This window comes from Saccharothrix longispora (assembly GCF_030852425.1).
GTDB lineage: Bacteria > Actinomycetota > Actinomycetes > Mycobacteriales > Pseudonocardiaceae > Actinosynnema > Actinosynnema longispora.
In genome coordinates, this window is sequence record NZ_NSDM01000005.1 from 434,586 (window position 1) to 451,017 (window position 16,432).

The 16,432-nt window shown below is 72.5% G+C and carries 13 protein-coding genes; 4 read left to right on the plus strand and 9 right to left on the minus strand.

The annotated features are described in order from the left end of the window. Positions 1 to 918 precede the first annotated feature (918 nt). From CKY47_RS15090 to CKY47_RS15110, 5 genes are all read right to left on the minus strand, one after another. Positions 919 to 2,145 carry a condensation domain-containing protein gene (locus CKY47_RS15090; protein ID WP_306746415.1) on the minus strand — a complete coding sequence of 409 codons (1,227 nt, stop codon included), beginning with the start codon at positions 2,143 to 2,145 and terminating at the stop codon, positions 919 to 921. Continuing rightward, the gene (locus CKY47_RS15095; protein WP_306746416.1) at positions 2,142 to 3,359 is read right to left on the minus strand and encodes a cytochrome P450; all 1,218 of its coding nucleotides are present in this window, start codon (positions 3,357 to 3,359) and stop codon (positions 2,142 to 2,144) included. Before CKY47_RS15095 ends, CKY47_RS15090 begins: the two co-directional genes overlap by 4 nt. Positions 3,360 to 3,364: 5 nt before the next feature. Next, the gene (locus tag CKY47_RS15100) at positions 3,365 to 3,889 is read right to left on the minus strand and encodes a hypothetical protein (protein ID WP_306746417.1); all 525 of its coding nucleotides are present in this window, start codon (positions 3,887 to 3,889) and stop codon (positions 3,365 to 3,367) included. An 817-nt stretch (positions 3,890 to 4,706) separates the two neighbouring features. Beyond that, complete coding sequence (locus tag CKY47_RS15105; protein WP_306746418.1) at positions 4,707 to 5,498, minus strand: putative protein N(5)-glutamine methyltransferase; 792 nt, start codon at positions 5,496 to 5,498, stop codon at positions 4,707 to 4,709. 500 nt (positions 5,499 to 5,998) lie between these two features. Beyond that, positions 5,999 to 8,434 (minus strand): DUF7617 domain-containing protein, encoded by a 2,436-nt coding sequence (locus tag CKY47_RS15110; protein WP_306746419.1) that lies wholly within the window; start codon positions 8,432 to 8,434, stop codon positions 5,999 to 6,001. A 317-nt stretch (positions 8,435 to 8,751) separates the two neighbouring features. On the opposite strand from CKY47_RS15110, the gene CKY47_RS15115 reads away from it, so the two are divergent. Next, positions 8,752 to 9,864, plus strand: coding sequence for a diacylglycerol/lipid kinase family protein (locus tag CKY47_RS15115; RefSeq protein ID WP_306746420.1), 1,113 nt, complete (start codon positions 8,752 to 8,754; stop codon positions 9,862 to 9,864). 228 nt (positions 9,865 to 10,092) lie between these two features. Further along, the gene (locus CKY47_RS36915; protein ID WP_371320669.1) at positions 10,093 to 10,392 is read left to right on the plus strand and encodes a MerR family DNA-binding transcriptional regulator; all 300 of its coding nucleotides are present in this window, start codon (positions 10,093 to 10,095) and stop codon (positions 10,390 to 10,392) included. Here the strand turns inward: CKY47_RS36915 and CKY47_RS15125 are convergent. The 3 genes from CKY47_RS15125 to CKY47_RS15135 all read right to left on the minus strand — a co-directional run bounded on the left by CKY47_RS15125 (position 10,337) and on the right by CKY47_RS15135 (position 13,962). Continuing rightward, complete coding sequence (locus CKY47_RS15125) at positions 10,337 to 11,068, minus strand: ZIP family metal transporter (protein WP_306746421.1); 732 nt, start codon at positions 11,066 to 11,068, stop codon at positions 10,337 to 10,339. The genes CKY47_RS36915 and CKY47_RS15125 overlap by 56 nt on opposite strands. A 429-nt stretch (positions 11,069 to 11,497) precedes the next feature. After that, positions 11,498 to 12,958, minus strand: coding sequence for a family 43 glycosylhydrolase (locus tag CKY47_RS15130; protein WP_306746422.1), 1,461 nt, complete (start codon positions 12,956 to 12,958; stop codon positions 11,498 to 11,500). 683 nt (positions 12,959 to 13,641) lie between these two features. Continuing rightward, positions 13,642 to 13,962 carry a hypothetical protein gene (locus CKY47_RS15135; RefSeq protein WP_306746423.1) on the minus strand — a complete coding sequence of 107 codons (321 nt, stop codon included), beginning with the start codon at positions 13,960 to 13,962 and terminating at the stop codon, positions 13,642 to 13,644. A gap of 34 nt (positions 13,963 to 13,996) precedes the next feature. Between CKY47_RS15135 and CKY47_RS15140 the strand changes: the two genes are divergently transcribed. Continuing rightward, a complete protein-coding gene (locus tag CKY47_RS15140; RefSeq protein WP_306746424.1) occupies positions 13,997 to 14,323 on the plus strand; it encodes a LysR family transcriptional regulator substrate-binding protein in 327 nt (108 codons plus the stop codon). A 424-nt stretch (positions 14,324 to 14,747) separates the two neighbouring features. Here CKY47_RS15140 and CKY47_RS15145 read toward each other — a convergent pair whose 3' ends face one another. Further along, positions 14,748 to 15,173, minus strand: coding sequence for a DUF3995 domain-containing protein (locus tag CKY47_RS15145; protein ID WP_306746425.1), 426 nt, complete (start codon positions 15,171 to 15,173; stop codon positions 14,748 to 14,750). Between the two features lie 55 nt (positions 15,174 to 15,228). Here CKY47_RS15145 and CKY47_RS15150 point away from each other — a divergent pair, with 55 nt between their 5' ends. Further along, positions 15,229 to 15,810, plus strand: a complete 582-nt coding sequence (locus CKY47_RS15150; RefSeq protein ID WP_306746426.1) for a TetR/AcrR family transcriptional regulator — start codon at positions 15,229 to 15,231, stop codon at positions 15,808 to 15,810. Positions 15,811 to 16,432: the final 622 nt, after the last annotated feature.

Consider the following 16,432-nt stretch of genomic DNA (forward strand, 5'->3'; position numbering starts at 1 on the left):
CGAGCCGGCCCAGGGCCCGGGCCTCGAGTCCGCGGGCATCGACCCGGTCACCACGATCGCTTGGTGGTCGACCTGGAGGCCCTGGAAGAACCGCGGCCGTTCCGGGCCGGCAAGTCGCTTCCCGAGCGGCCTCCGTCTCTTCCACCCGTTCGGGCAAGAGGCGGCCCCTTCGCCCGCGACTACGGTTTCGCGCGTCGACGCCGCGTGTCGGCGAGTCCACGAGCACCGGATCGAGGTGGCGACCTCACCCCTGCCGGCGATGAAGATGTGCCGACGGCTCCACGAGGGCTTCATGGGGCGACCGCTCGCCCCCGCCCAGGCCCAGGCCGTCGGACCGGCCGGTAAACCGCCGGCGACCGCGGTCCGCGAACGACTGGACTGGCTGCCGATCAGGCTGCCGGAACCGGCGAACCGGGAGTTCACCGCGTTCTCCACCGACCCCACCGCCATGGCCCGCTCCTTCACGCGCGAGGTGGCCGAGTGGCTGGTCGACGAGGCCGGCCCGAACCCGTTCCAGAGCCCGGTGCCCATCCTGCTGACCACCCGAAGCACCTCCTGGCCGTGGTCGACGTCATCCCGGGCCTGCTCGACCGGATGGGTGCGGCACCGGCGCAACCACCCACCTCGGCCTGACGCCAAGCGCTCGAGCCACTCCACCCGAGGCTCAGGAGCACCCCGCCGCACTACGACCTCCCGTCACGCAAGCCGCCTCCCGCCCGGAGATGACCGCACTCGCCGATCCGGTGCACGACCTCCCCCCTGCTGACACCGGCCGCGAGACCCGCCCGTTCGACCCGGAGCGCGAACGCGGTGGTACTGCCCGGGCAGGTGACGCGTCCGGCAGGCAGTACCGCTCGCAGGGGGCGCTCCAGGCTTTCGCCGTCGCGGACGCGGCCCCCACCGACCGGGCGCGGCGGGTCAGGAGCGGTCGGCGAGCGGCCGCACGAGGTGCCGCAGGTGGGTCTCCAGGTCCTCGGGCCGGTAGAGGTCGGGGTTGGCGTCCAGGTGGACGCGCAGGCCGTGCTGGTCCGGCTCGGGGTAGATGATCACGGACAGGTCGGTGACCGGGCCGTTGTTCAGGTTCCGCTCCAGGACAGGGCTTCCCGCCAGGGCCATGTCGTACCCCCTGGCCCACACGTTGACCTTCGGCCCCAGGAACGGCACGGCTCCCGAGGCGTCGCGCAGCAGGTCTTCCACCCGGCACCGCTGGTGCCGCAGGCAGGCGCGGAGTTCCCGGACGACCTGCGGGACCAGGTCGAGGGGTTCGGCGGTGGGCGGCACGGACAGGCGCACCGGTACCCGGTTGGCGAGCACGGCGGTGGCGCGCCGGGCGAGCGGGCCGAGCCGTCCGGTGACGGGGAGCTGGATGATCACCTCGGGAACTCCTGACCGCCGGGCCAGGTGGTGCGCGAGCAGGGCCGTCATGATCGCGGGCAGGCTCGCGCCGAGGGTCTTGGTCAGCGTCCGCACGTGGGGTGGCAGGTAGCAGCTGCGGCGCAGCGCTCTGCGGTAAGGCGGTGTCGGGACACGACCGGCGGCGTTCACCGCCCGGTAGGGCTCGTCGAACCGCCTCAGCCAGTACTCCCGGTCGACGGCCGCCCGGGTGGATGCCTCGTAGCCGCTCTCGTCGGCCAGCACCTCGACCAGGGAGGGGAAGCCCGGTGGCGGTGCGGGGTCCGGCGCGGCGTACAGCTCGGCGATCCGCCGTCCGATGAGGACGGACCCGTAGGCGTCCAGCACGAGGTGGTGCACCTTGCGGAACCAGAGGTGCCGGTCCGGCGCTACCCGGAACAGGGTCTCCTGGCACAGCGGGCCGTCGAACAGCGGCATCGGCCGAGCCAGCTCGGTCAGCATCGTGGTCTCGGCCGCCGCGTGCGGATCGGGTTCGGCGGTGACGTCGACGAGCGGCATCGGCCAGGTTCGCGGACGGGTCACGACCTGGCGCGGGCCGTCGTCGCCCGCCTCGAACCGCACCGCCAGCGTCTCGGCTTCGATCGCGGCGCGGTGGACCGCGTGGGCGAACCGGTCGTGGTCCAGCGGGCCCGCGATCTCCAGGTAGCCGCCCAGGTTCCACAGTGGAGAGGTGGGGTCGTCCTCCTGCATGGACCAGATCGCCCGCTGGGCCGCGGTGAGCCGGTGGGTCACGACACCCTGACGGGAAGGGTTTCGAAGGCCCGGATGGTGAAGCCCGGACTGCGCCGCTGCGGCTCCCCGGCGAGCCGCAGCGCGGGAAAGCGGGCCAGGCGGGCGAAGGCCACCGCGGCCTCCATCCGCGCCAGCCGCGAGCCCAGGCAGTGGTGGATGCCCGTGCCGAAGCTCAACGACCGCACCCCCGGCCGGGTGATGTCGAAGCGGTCGGGATCGGGGTAGCGGTCGGGGTCGCGGTGCGCCGAGCCGTAGACCAGGGCGACCACCGCTCCGATCGGAATCGGCACGCCCGCGACGTCCAGCCGCTGACCGGCCACGCGGGAGTTCACCTGCACCGGGCTGTCCCAGCGCAGCACCTCCTCGACGGCCGCGTCGGCGCGTCCCGGCTCGGCGGCCAGCAGCCGGGTCTGCTCGGGATGGGTCGCGAGCGCGTGCGCTCCGTTGCCGAGCAGACCGACCGTCGTTTCGAACCCGGCGAGCAGCAGCCCGGCCAGCATGCCGGCCAACCGGCGGTCCGGCAGCGTCCCGCCCGGACCGGTCAGCTCCGCGACGAGGTTGGACACCACGGCGCCGTCGGGCCGGCGCCTGCGCTCGGCGATCACGGCCAGGAAGTAGGTGATGAGCCGGTCGTGGCTGTCGACCATGCGCCGCTTCTGCCCACCGGTGAGCACGACCTCGAAGAAGAGGGAGAACTCCGCCACCATCTCGACCAGGTGCGGCAGGTCGGCCGACGGCAGGCCGAGGATCGCCGACATCACCATCATGGGCAGTCGTTCCAGGTGCGGCTGCAGATCCACGACCGCGCCGTTCGCGCCCCGGCGGACCACCTCGGCCAGTTCCCGTTCGTACTGCCGCTCGACCACGGGACGGAGGCCGTCGACCACCGCGGGTGTGAAGTGCTGCTTCAGCACCTGGCGCGAGGCCGCGTGCGCGGGCGGGTTCCGGTACACCGGCCACTGGTCGATCGAGCGCAGGACCTGGTCCGGCCACCGCCCCAGGCGGCGCTCCTCGTGCAGGGCGCTGTCGATGACCAGCAGCCCTTGGTCGCGGTGCAGTGCCGCGCAGTCGGCGTAGCCGTTGACCAGGAACATGTTCAACGGCGTGAAGTGGTGCACCCGAGCGTCGCGGCGGAGCGCGCGGTAGACGGCGTAGGGGTCGGGACAGGAGCGCGGGGACAGCAACGAGCGGATGAGCCCCGCCGGTTCCGGCACGGCGCCTACTGGATGACGACCGCGGAGCCGGAGCCGACAGCGTTCGGCACCCCGGGTTCGACCAGGCACGCCCCCGGGAGCGGGGGGACGATGACCGACTCGCCCGTGAAGGCGGCGCCCGCGTATCGGCCCTGCGAGATCGTCCCCTTGGTGATCGAGACCATCTGGTCGTCCGGGCGCACCGAGCGGTTGACGACGTAGTCGACGGTGCTCGTCTCCCCGACGGGCGCCCAGGTGATCTCGATGGTGCCCTCGGCATCGCCCGCGGTGCAGCTGAACGCGGGACTGGTCGCGTGGAAGGTGAACGTGGCGCCGGTGATCCGGTCGTCGCCGACGCAGGGGCCCAGGTCGCCGCTGCCGGTGATCTCGGTCGGCCTGGGGGTCGTGGTCAACCCGGGGGTGAATTCGGATGAACCGCTGCCGGGCCCGCAGAACACGAGGGTGGGCAGAGCGGCCTGGGCCACCGGCGCGTGCGGCGAGAACGAGACGATGATGGCGGACAGTGACGACAGAACGGCGAATCGATGCATGCCTTCTCCCCTGCGCTGCCAACCAGGTCGTCGGTCCGTTCGCCAGCGTAGGGCTGGGTTCACCCGGCTGCACCGTCTGGATCGGATGACACGGACGCACGAACAGGCGACAATTCAGGTCACTGTCGGTGACCAGTCGGTAGCGGTCCTGCCGGGTGACACGCACACCTCGTCGCCCTCGGCGTCGGCCGGCACCCGGAAGACGCGCCACCGCACCGCGGCGATGAACCGGTTGTTCCCGCACCCGCTGTCCGACCGGTCCGACAACACCTCCGGCGACGACAGCGGTCGGGCGGCATCCCCGACGAGTGGCACCACACTGCCCGACCTGGCTGGATGGACATTCCGGCGGGCACGGGGTTCGAGGCGGACGGTGTTGCCACCGGCGTACGGGTAGGCGGTGAGGTTCCTGCTGCTGTGGCCGTTGGCGAACCGCACGCCCAAGCTCGCCGTACCGGACTGCGCCGCCTCGACGGTGAACCGGGGCGTACGCGCCCGCGGCGGCATCGCCGTCGCAGAACCCGGTGGCGTGCAGCCGGACTGCCCCGACGCCCCCGGGTCCGGAGCCGACCCCGATAGGCAGGCCGGCGTTCACACCCCCGTCGACCAGGGTGCCGGCCGCGGCGAGGCGCAGGTGGGCGGCGCCGGCAGGCCGCCGTCGGTCCGGCGCGGGGCGTCCCAGCCGGACGTCGACGCGCTCCGGGACTGCGCGTCCGACAGGGGCAGACCCGGGTTCCAGGCGTTGTGCGACGCTGGTGCCGGTCGTGTCCGCCGTGGCGGTGCCGTTGCAGGCGGTGTCGTTGCGCGGGTTCCGCTCCTACCGCGAGCTCGTGGTGCCGATGACCACCGTGCAGCAGCAGTCCTCCGACACCTCCACCCGCGTCACCAGACCGTGGGTCGTCATCGCGGCGGCGGTGAGGGGCGCCTGGTGCTCGCTCGTCTCGACCAGCAGATGACCACCGGGCGCGAGCCACTCCCCCGCACCGGCCGCGACGCGCCGATGCACGTCCACCCCGTCGGCACCTCCGTCGAGCGCCACCAGCGGCTCGTGGTCGCGTGCCTCGGGCGGCATCATCGCGATCTCGTCCGTGGGCACGTAAGGCGCGTTGACGACGAGGACGTCCACCTTGCCGCGCAACGTGTCCGGCAACGGCTCGTACAGGTCGCCCTCGTAGACCCGACCCCGCTCCGCGAGATTGCGGCGAGCGCAGGCGACCGCCGCGGGGTCGATGTCCGCCGCGTGCAGCTCCACCCCGCCGACGGCGGCCGCGACCGCGATACCCAGCGCACCGGCGCCACAGCAGAGGTCGACCACCACGGCACCGGGACGCGTCCGCTCGACCGCCTGCTCGACCACGAACCGCGACCGCTGTCGCGGCACGAACACCCCGGCGTCGACGGAGATCCGGTGGCCGAGGAACTCGGCGTACCCCACGACGACCTCGAGCGGCTCGCCCTCGACCCGGCGCCGCACCAACTCGGCCAGCTCGCCGGGCGAGGTCGCGGCGTCGAGCAGCAACCGGGCCTCGTCCTCGGCGAAGACACAGCCCGCCGCGCGGAGTGCGGCCACGACGTCGGACTCGACCGGTGATGCGGGGAAGGCCGACATGGCGCCTTTCACGATGGGCTGACCCGAGCAACCGTACCAACCCAGCCCGCGCGACCTTCCTCTGCTTCCAGGCTGGGGGATGCGGTGCCGGTGCGCCGCGCACCAGCCTGCCGGAAGGCGTTCACCGGAGTCCAGCGGGCACCACCTCGCCCGACATCCGGCGCACCCGCGTTTCGCCACGAGGCGGTAATCACCGCGCGCGACGAACAACGACGAAAAGGAGACCCACTGGGCGCGACGAAGTCGCACGGCGCACCGGTGCGGGCTCCTGAGGGCCGTTCACGCGCGGGGCCCGGCTCCCCCTGTCCGCGATCACCGTCGGTGACCTGCCGGAGCCCGAGGTGCCGGGCGGCTGGGTGCGGGTGCGTGCCGTGTCGCTCAACCGGTGTGGCCGCAGGCCCGCAGCGACGTCACGTGGCGACGACCCGGGTCACACCGCGCCGACGACACCGGGGGCTCGGCCGGGTGGGACGTCGAGTCGTCCCACCCGGCCGGTCGGCTCAGCCCAGCAGGCAGAGCAGGGAGCAGGCGGTCGCCGAGGACCACGCCGAGTAGGACGGCGGGGTGCCGGCGGGCGAGTTGCGCGGCGTGTAGCTCGCCTTCGCCTCGTTGGTCAGCGGGAACAGGGTCAGCAGGGCGTAGGTGGAGCAGTGGAAGCGCTTCGTCTCGCCCGGCTGCAGGGTGAAGGTCCCGGCGGCCGTTTCGCACGAGGGCTCGACGTAGTCCACGACGCGCGCGTCGGTGATGGCCACCGGCCCCTGGTTGGTCACCGTGATGCGCCAGTACGCGGTCGCGTTGAGCAGGCCCAGCGTGCCCACGGCGGCCTTCTCGGCCCACGGTCCCGAGCCGTTGGGACCGCAGTGGGACGCGGTCTTCGAGGCGCAGATCTCCTTGTCCGCTGTGACCACCGGCCGGCAGGCCGGTCCCGGCGCGACAGGGACGGTGACGGTGTTGGAGGTGAACGCGCCGGTGGTGTCGGTGCCGGTGGCGGTGTTCGACACGTCGGCCACGGCGCAGTCGGTGGCGATCGTGGTGCGGAAGCACACCTGCGGCGGGTCGCCGGTGAAGTCCACGGCCAGCCGCGGCCGGCTGCCGCCGCCGAAGTCGGCGCCGCTGTTCAGCACCAATGTGGTGGTGACGGAGATCGTCGGGTGCGCGATGGGGGACACACCGCTCAGGTCGACCGTGCCGTCGGGCGCGAAACCCGGGGTGGCCACGGTGGCGCCGTCCTGGTCGACCACGGTCACCCGGGACGCGCCGAAGTCGACGTTGCCGGGTGTGACGCCGACGAGCCGCGCGGAACCGTAGCCCTGCACGTGACCGGACGCGCCGTCGCAGTAGAAGTCACCGGGGGTGAGCGAGACCCGACCGCCGGAGCGCACGCACGGCGACGCACCTGTGAGCGGGTCCATCGAGAACAGCACGCCCGCGTCGCCTAGCCCGATCATGCAGCCCGTCGGCACGTCGTAGGTGTAGCCGTAGTCGCGGGTGACACCGCCGTTCACCGTCGGGTGGGTGATCGGGTCGGGCAGGCCCGCGCACGCCGACGCGGTGGTCCAGTCGTGGCAGATCGCCGCGCCCGCGTACGGGCCGCCCCAGATCGCCAGGTAGCTGCGGACGTGGCCGTCGGGGTCGGTGATCACCTCGGGGTTGAACGCGATCACGCCCCCGGGCAGCCCGACGGCCGAAGACGGCGCGGGCAGCGCCGAGCCGTCCAGCGCGTAGCAGGTGGTCACGCCCGGTGAGGAGCCGGTGGTGGTGGAGCAGGCGCCGACCTGCGCGCCCGTGGTGCTGTAGGCGGTGTAGGCGTTGTAGGTGTAGTTGCCCGGTGCGCCGACGGGTCGTGGCGAGGCCCACCCGGCGCAGGCGGATTCGGTGGCCGGGTCGAAGCAGCCCATGGCCGCCTGGCTGCCGGTGTTGGGCCGTGATGAGGAGGCGAACACCTTGCCGGCCACGACGGTCATCGCGCCGTAGAACCACGGGTTGCCGGGCTGGTCGCCGCTGGGCGGGACGATCGGCGCGTACGGCTGGCCGGGGCAGGCGGCACGGGTGGCGACGGTCCAGCACAGGACCGCGCCCGAGCCGGCCAGGCCGTAGAGGTTGCCGCCGACCTCGACGAAGCCGGCCGTGTTGTTCGCGCCCGATATGCCACCGGGGGTGGACAGGGGCCAGTAGCCGCAGTTCGCCGCAGTGGCCAGGTCGAGGCAGCCGACACCGACCGACGAGGTGGTCGCGGCGGTGTAGAGGACCTGGGAGGGTGCGGCGGGGTCGCGGAAGTACTGGTGCGCCATCGGACTGCTGATGTCACCGGTCGCGCCGCTGCCCAGCGGGCCGGAGGTGGTGTTGAGCGGTTGGGGCCACGGCCCGCCCGCGCATGGCTGCCCGGAGGCCAGGTCGACGCACACCACCTTCGGCACCGTCGGGGCCGCGTGGTGGTAGATGTTCCAGGACTGGAGGGCGCCGGTGGGGGTGCGGTGCAGCAGCGGGGTGAACCCGTCGCCGCCGGTCGCCGTCGTGCTCGCCTGCACGGGCGGGGTCAGCAACCCGGACAGCGACGTCTCGTCCGGTGCGGTGACGGGGTTCTCGGCGCGCACCGCGACCACGCCCGACGGGGGTTCGGCGCCCTGGAAGGTGCTGCCGTCCGCGGACCACGACGGCGTCCACCCGGGCGGCACGTCCAGCGAGCCGGTCACGTAGGACTGACCGGCACCCACGGCGTCGGTGATGGTGGCCGACCCGACACCCGTGCCGTTGTTGTCGTAACCGACGACCCAGGTCGCGGTGGCGCCGTGATCGGCCGGGGCGGACACCCCGACGACGGACTTCGCCAACGTCGACGTCACGGCGGGCACGGGATCGGCCGCCGCCCCGGGAACCACCAGGACGGCCGCGACGAGCGCGCCCGTCGCCGAGCAGATGACCACACGTCTTCGCATGACGATCCTCATTTCGCTCTGCCGGAACACCGGTCATCGTTGTCCGGACTCAGGCACGCTAGGGATCTGTGTCGATGGAGAAACGCGGGGTCACCCGCCTGCGGCGCACGAGCATCCCAACAGCGCAGCACCCGACGGCCTCCTCCTACCGGCACTGGGTATTCCACGTGAAGGCCGCACGCGGTTTCACCCGGACGTCCCCGAGTTCGGCGTACCGCGGTCCACCGGGACGCGATGGCGCGGGCCGCTCCCCGCCGCGTCGGACGGCGATGGGGAGGCCGACGGGTGGCAGTGGCGACCACGTGTCACCGATCCGGATGGCAAGTGGACAGCCGGCCCCCAGGGGATCGTTCCGGCGGTCCGCAGAGCACCACACGGGCAACGGACGGCCTGCCGCAGGACCGGATGCGCCCACCGCAGCGGCCCGGGCGGGTTCGCAGCGCTTTGCGTGTCGCGTCCACGTGTACGTTCGCCCGTCGACGGGCATCCGGTCCGGTGTCGACCTCGTGAAGGCGGTTCGGGTGGATTCGTGGCGTGACGGGCTTGGTGTGGCGGTGGTCGTTCATCCGGGCGCCGTGGTGGATCACTCCGGATTGCGGGACCTGGTGTCGCGTGGCGCCCGGGACCGCGGTTGGTGCGAGCCGCGGTGGTTCGAGACCACCCGTGACGACGCCGGGACGGGGGTGACGGCACTCGCCCTGCGGGACCACCCGCGGCTGGTCCTGGCGTGTGGTGGGGACGGCACGGTGAACGCGGTGGCCGCCGGGGTGGCGCACACCGGGGTGGCGATGGGCGTGGTGCCGATCGGCACGGGCAACCTCGTGGCCAGGAACCTGGGGATCGGCAGCGGGGTGGAGGACGCCGTGACGTCCGCGTTCGACGGGGCGGACCGCCGCGTCGACATGGGCCTGCTGGACGGACGCCCTTTCGTCGGCATGGGCGGGATCGGTCTGGACGCGGAGATGGTCCGCGACACCTCGCCCAGGATGAAGCGCCTCCTGGGGTGGCCCGCGTACGTACCGGCGGTCCTCAAGGGTCTCAGGTCGGGCGCCAGTCGGGTGGCTGTCCGGTTGGACGACGGCCCCTGGCTGACCCGACGCGTCCTGGGGGCGGTCGTCGGCAACATAGGCGCGTTGCAGGGCGGCGTTTCCCTCCTGCCGGAGGCGGACCCCGCCGACGGGCTCCTGGACCTGGCGTTGCTGCGGGACGTGCGCACCAGGGGGTGGCTCGTCACGGCGGGGCGCCTGATCGGTTCCCGTCGGGTGGACGGGCCGGCGGTGGAGCGGTTCCGGTTCCGACGCCTGGAGTTGCGCAGCAGTCGCACCAAACCGTTCGAGGTGGACGGGGAGGTCTGCGGGACGACCAGGTCGCTGAAGGTCGAGGTGGACCCCGGAGCGCTCGTCGTCAAGGTGCCGGAACGCGCTCGGTGACCACGTGCCGCAGCCGCAGGCGGGGAGTCGCCGGTGCCGCGGCGCGGAGTCGCCGTGCTGCGCCGGACCGGACCACCCGAGTCCTCGGCGGTGCTCCACGTCGGCGCGCCGTCGACCAGTCCTGCGGCGACCTGATCAACGAGCAGGAACCGCGGCAGCCCGACCGCAGGTCGGAGCACGTGGCCGACGTCGGCACCCCCACAGGCACGCGGGCGTAGGCCCTCGGGGGTGCGGATCGGCGAGCTGCCCGAGCGCACGGGCGCGAGCCCGCGCTCACTGCGGTACTACGAAGAGCAGGGCATGCTGAGCAGCTCGACCGGCAACGACGACTTCCCGAACGGCTCGACGCCGGCGGACAGGACAACGCGGCTCCCCTCCCGCGGACCACCGGGCCGGGAGCGGGTCGTGCGGGGTGCGGGAGCCCTGCTCGGCCGGTCGTCGGGGGCAGAGGACGTGTCGGCAGGTACGGGGATCAAGCTGCGAGGACGAAGGAGAGGAAGAATCCCCCGGCCGTGGCGAAGGCGTTGACCGGGCGGCCGTGCTCGAACGCCTCCGGCATCAGGGTGTCGGCCAGTGAGGCGATCACCGCCCCGCCGGCGAACGACAGCGCCACGGCCAGCACGGCATCGCTCAACCCGCCCGCGACCAGCCTGCCGAGCACCACCGCGGCGGCCAGCAGCAGCGCGCACACCGCCCACGTCGCGATCACGGCTCCCCTGCCCCGTCCCGCCTCGCGCATGGCGACGGCACCGACCAGCGACTCCGGGAGGTTGGAGAAGAAGATCGCCACGAGCAGCGTCAACGACACCCCGCTCGCCAGCGACACCCCGAGCGCGAGGTTCTCCGGCACCCCGTCCAGCGTCACTGCGGCCAGCAACGCGAACCCGACGCCACCGCGGGCACCGGCCTTGGTGACCTCCCGCTGCCCGGGCCCGGAGCGGCCGGTGACGTAGCGGTCCAGGGCGGTGTCCGCGAGCACGAACGCCGCTGCCCCTGCCAGCAGGCCCAGCCCGGACCGCACCGCGCCGCCGAGGTGGAACGCCTCCTCGAACAGTTCGAAGGCCAAGGCGGAAATCAACGCCCCGCTGGCGAACGCGAGCAGGATTCCGGTGATCCAACGCGGCGGGTGCCACAGCGAGCCGGCGACAGAGCCGATCACCAACGCGCTCGACGCGGCCAGGCCGTACAGCACTGCGGTGAGCATGACGATGATTCTGAGGGCAGACGGCCACCCGCACCACCCCGGACCGCCGAAGGCGTCACCGCTGTCGACGGCGCCCCCGTCCACGACGACTGCGTGGTGGCCGAGCCCGACGGCAGCCGGCACGTGCACCGCGGGCGCCGGTCACGACCGACGCCCCGCCGCGGTGCACGACCCGGCTACCCGCGGCCCGCTCGCACCAGCAGCCGCTGTACCGGCCCCCTGATCGACCGGGTCCGCCGGGTCCTCCGCTCGGTGGTGCGGATCGTCCAACGCCCACGACCGCCGTGCTTCACCGTGCCGCCCGGGAGGTGGTGGTCGGACGAAGTCCTGCCCGGATCACCCGACACCGCCACCGCGTCCGCACGGACCTGATCGGACCGGCGGCCGATCGGTGCTCGCGGTCGGGCGCGCTCGCCGGTCAGGTGGTCGTCAGCCGACGATCCACTGCTGGTTGGCCGCGCCGGTGCAGGTCCACTGGCGCACTTCCGAACCGGGGGCGGTGCCGAAGTCGTAGTCGTCCAGGCAGAGGCCGCTGTGCCGGTTGACCAGCGTGGTGGTGCCGTTGGTGGTGGTCATCCGCCACTGCTGGACCGGCAGGCCGTTGCAGGTCCACTGCTGCACGACCGAACCGGGCGCGGTGGCGAAGTCCTTGTTGTCCAGGCACAGACCGCTGTGGCCGTTGGCGACGGCGTAGTAGCCGTCACCGACCGGTGTCAGGTACCAGTCCTGCACCGGCAGGTCCGCGCAGGTCCACTGCCGCACCTCCGCGCCCGGCGTGGTGACCCAGTCGTAGTCGTCCAGGCACAGGTTGCTGTGCCGGTTGCGGATGTGCGCCCGCGTGGTGGTGTCCACCTCGCCGGAGGGACCGGCCAGGACGGTGGAGGTGGAGACGGGCACGCCGAGGTCGGGGGTGCCGTCGGCGTTCCAGGAGATCTTCTGCACCCGGGTGGTGCGGGTGGTGCCGCACCCCTGGGAGGCCGAGGAGTTGGCGTGGTAGGCGATCCAGGTCTCCGTGCCGTCGGGCGAGGTGAAGAACGAGTGGTGGCCGGGGCCGAACACGCCGTTGGCGTCGTTGCGCTGGAAGATCGGGTTCGGGAACTTGTACCAGGACGCCGCCGACAGCGGGTTGCCGCCGCGGTACTCCAGCATGCCCAGCTTGTAGTTGGGTCCGTTGCAGTGGCTGCCCGAGTACGTCAGGAACGTCCGGCCACCCCGCTGCAACGCGAACGACCCCTCGTTGACCGCGCCGTCCTGCCGCTCCCACGCCAGGGTCGGCGCGGAGATCCGGGTCCCGAACGCGGAGGCGGTGTAGGGGTTGGACATCGGCGCGATGTAGAGCGACTGCAGCCCGTCGGCGTGGAAGGCCGAGAAGTGGAAGTACAGCGCGCCGTTGAGCTTGAGCAGCGCGCCGTCGATCGCCCACCCGTTGTCCGGCATCAGGTTCAGGATGCCCCGGTAGGTGTAAGGGCCGGCCGGGTCGTTGCCCGCGCTCTCCAGCACGTGGGTGCGGCGCGGAGCACCGGCCAGCTCCACCGAGTAGTACAGGTACCAGCGGTTGCCGACCTGCTCCAGGTGCGGCGCCCACATCACCGTCCCGCCGGAGCGGAACACCAGCTGCTCCGGCGCGCTGCGCAACCCGGCGATCGTCGACGACCGGCGCATCACGATGTCGGAGGTCCAGGTGGTGGCGACGTGGTAGTAGTTGCCGTTGAACTGCACCAATGTCGGGTCCGCGCTGTTGGGTGCGGGCACGGCCGGGTTGGTGAACGACGGACCGGGCGCGGCTACGGCCTGCGGCTGGCCGATCGGGCCCAGGGTCAGCCCGGCGACGACGGCGGCGACGAACGACATCGCCCACCGGGCCGTTCCTCGACGTTGAGCGAACAGCACGATCACTCCTCACGGTGTACGTGGAACAGGGTTCGGTGGTGGCCGCGGTGCGGCTCCGGGTGGCGCCCCGGTCATGCACGAAGAGGCCGACCTGACGCCGCACGGCGGTCGACGTGGTTGTTGTCCCTCTGCGTGCCGAGGCGGCCTCGGGTGGTCCGCGGTGCGGCGCGATCGGCGGATTCGCGGAGGACGACCGTCAGCTGTCCAGCGGCCGATCACCCGGAGGACGCGACGTCCGCGATCCGGCGGGGCGGGTGGTGGTGAACGACCGCCCTGCGCGGTGGTACGACGTTCCACTGATCGACCTCACGGCTTCCTCCTTGAAGCGGTGACAAGACGCGGCCTCCGAGCCGGAACGGAACGCCATCGTGGTCCGCGTCGACGAGCAGCACACCGGTGATGTGCATCACGTCATTGTGTTAACGCTAACAGGTCGAATCGAGCAACTCAATAGGCAGCTATGACCTTCCTCTGAAGCCTTATGGCGGTTGCGGTGCGAACACGACTCCTCGAAAAGTTAGCGCTAACATTTCGTAACACCGTTCGGGACCAGGACAGATGCGCACTTCGTCCGACTTCGCCGGCACAGCGCTCAGGCGGCTCGCCTGCTGTACCGGCCCCTTCACCGCACCGCCGGTGATGTCCGCGTGGTCTCGCGACGGGCGGGCACGCACGCGGCGCGGTCAGCGGTGCTCGCCGCGTTGACGCGTCGGCTCCCGCGTCGAGCCGGCCCGTTCGTCGGACCGGCCGTCGCGGCAGGTGGCCGCGAGCCGGGGGTCGACCTGAACGTCGGTCGGGCGGCGGCCCGGCTGCATGTCCCAGCCGCCTCTGAGCAGGCGATCCAGCAGCTCGGACGTGAACTCGGCGCGGAGCCGTTCACGCGTTCCGCGCGGGACGACCTCGACCGGGGCGGGGCACGCGCTGCTGCCGGAGGCACGGGAGGTGCCCGCCCGGGTGGGGGCGCTGCCGTCCCTGGTGTCACAGGCGGCCGATGCGCGCACCATCACCATCGGAACGCCGGCCGACAGCGTGGACCGCGTGGGCCCCGACCTGATCGACCTGTTCCGCGCCCGTCATCCGGGGGTGGCGATCCGCGTCGTCGAGGGCGACCTCACCGATCCCACCGCGGGGGTCGTCCTCGGCAGGGTCGACGTGGCGCTCACCCGCGGCCCGTTCCAGGCCTCCGGTGTCGCGATCGCCGAGATCCGCCGTGATCCGGTCGGGGTCGTCGTCCGCACGACCGGCCCGCCGGCGTCCCTCGACCGGGTCCACGTGGACGACGTGCGGGACCGGCGCTGGTTCCGCCTCCCCGGCACCGCCGATCCGCTCCGGCGGGACTACTGTCCGGCGGCCGGAGCCCGGTGAACGACGCCGACACCACCGTGCGGACCGTCCGTGAGCGCATCCCGGCCGTTCTCCGGTCGAACGCGATCGGTCCCGCCCCCTCACGATCAGCGAGTCCCCCGGCATCACCGTCGTCCCGGTGGACGGCATCGCTCCCAGCCCACTCGTCATCGCTTGGCGCCGCCGCGATCGGAGCGCACTGGTCCACGGTTTCGTGGACATCACCGGAACCGTCGCGGCGCACGCGGGGGGATCGCGGTTGATCCCCGGTCCGGGCGCACCCGGGAGTCCGCCGTCATCGCCTCGTCCTCGTGTTCGAGGTTCCCACCCGACTCGATGTCGACCTCGAACGCAACGCCTCCCGCGCCCCGCACCGACGGAGCAGTCGGAGAACACCTGCGCGATGGGCCGGCGAGCGGGAGCCCGGTCGCCGTCCCACCGCTGGTCAAGCAGCGGGGTGGGTCAGCGCGAGGACGGCGCAGGACGCGGCCAGGCCCAGGCACAGCGGCGAGTAGTAGCGCCGGTCGAGCCGGGCGAACTCGGTCGTGCGGCGGGACGACACCAGCAGCCCGGCCGTGCCGCGCAGCAGGAACACGACCGCGACGCCCGCCGCGCCCGCGGCGGGAAGCCAGCGGGGCCCCGGCACGGCGACCAGTTCGGCGCGGGCGGCGACCAGGTAACCGGCCACGACGAGCAGCACGGCCACGACGAGCGTCACGCCCGGCGTCGGCAGCTTGTCCACCGGGACGTCCACCACCCGGCGGGCGAACTCCTCGCGCGTGCGCAGCGGCCACGGCGAGAACATCCACAGCACGTGCAGCGCGCCGATCAGCACCAGCACGGCGGCGGTGAGCACGGCCAACACGATCATCACGCCCCCCTTTCCGTACACCCCTGTACGGTCTTCCGTACAGTACCGTACGGAGGTGGCGAAGCAGCGGCTCTCGAAACAGGACTGGCTCACCGCGGCGCTCACGGCCCTGGCCGAAGGCGGGGTGGCGGCCGTGGCCGTCGAGCCACTCGCCCAACGGCTCGGCGTGACACGCGGCAGCTTCTACTGGCACTTCGCCGACCGGAACTCCCTGCTGCACGAGGCGCTGGAGTGGTGGGAGCAGGAGGGCACCGAGGCCGTCATCGAGCGGGTCGACGGCATCGCCGAACCCCGGCAGCGGCTGCGGGCGCTGTTCCGCATCGCGATCACCGAGGACCCGACGAACGGCCTGGAGCCCGCGCTCGTGGCACACGCCGACGACGCGGCGGTGGCACCCGTGCTGAACCGCGTCACCCGACGCCGCGTCGCCTTCCTCGCCGACGTGTACGTCGAACTCGGCCTTCCCGCCGGGGAGGCCAGGTACCGAGCCCTGTCCGCGTACGCGGCGTACGTCGGCTGGATGCAACTCCGGCGGGCCACGCCCACGGCAGTGCCGGAAATCGCCGGCGACCCCGACGCGCTCACCCACCTCGTGGAACACCACGTGTTGCCGTCCCCGGCCACCACAACGCCCTGATCGCGTGCGCCGCTCGAAAGTCATCGCCGTCCGTGCCGTCAGCACCGCTGCGCAGCGACACGGCGGAAGACGCCGAACCGCTCGTGCCGCGCCCACGGCCGGTTCGGCTCCCTCGCCGACGCCCCCTTGCTGCGACGGGTTCTTCCGTCCTACGACCACGAGCACCGTCGTTCCGGGATCGGACGCGCACCCCCGGGTCGACGCACCTCGGCACCGCCGGACAGATCCGCGATCAACGCCAGACCGTCCTCGACCGCACCCACGCCCCACACCCCGAGCGCTTCGCCCCGCGGGCACAACGTGCCCCACGTGACGTGACGACTACCGGGCGGAGTCCCCGAAGTGCCTCCCGGCACGAGAGTGGAACCACGCCGGTACCACACCAGGCGTTCTCGACTGCCTGACCGACGGGCACGGGCCCTGCGACGTCGGCCCAGGCCACAGTCCTGCTCCTCCGACTTCGACACCCCACGGGGCGAGCGGTTCGTGGCTGCCCGTGGACTCCACGATGCCGCGGGGAATCCGGGAGGCAGGCGCTGGACCGCACCGCGCCCACGCCGCCGAATACCCCCACCCGTCGCGGTGCCACCGGCCGCACACGCGAGCGTTCGTCTTGTTCCGC

Coding starts and splice junctions, on each gene's coding strand:
- CKY47_RS15110 (WP_306746419.1), bottom strand. CDS start 8,434: ATGCGAAGACGTGTGGTCATCTGCTCGGCGACGGGCGCGCTCGTCGCG.
- CKY47_RS15105 (WP_306746418.1), bottom strand. CDS start 5,498: ATGTCGGCCTTCCCCGCATCACCGGTCGAGTCCGACGTCGTGGCCGCA.
- CKY47_RS15125 (WP_306746421.1), bottom strand. CDS start 11,068: ATGCTCACCGCAGTGCTGTACGGCCTGGCCGCGTCGAGCGCGTTGGTG.
- CKY47_RS15115 (WP_306746420.1), top strand. CDS start 8,752: ATGGCAAGTGGACAGCCGGCCCCCAGGGGATCGTTCCGGCGGTCCGCA.
- CKY47_RS15100 (WP_306746417.1), bottom strand. CDS start 3,889: ATGCATCGATTCGCCGTTCTGTCGTCACTGTCCGCCATCATCGTCTCG.
- CKY47_RS15145 (WP_306746425.1), bottom strand. CDS start 15,173: ATGATCGTGTTGGCCGTGCTCACCGCCGCCGTGCTGGTGCTGATCGGC.
- CKY47_RS15135 (WP_306746423.1), bottom strand. CDS start 13,962: ATGGTGCGCGCATCGGCCGCCTGTGACACCAGGGACGGCAGCGCCCCC.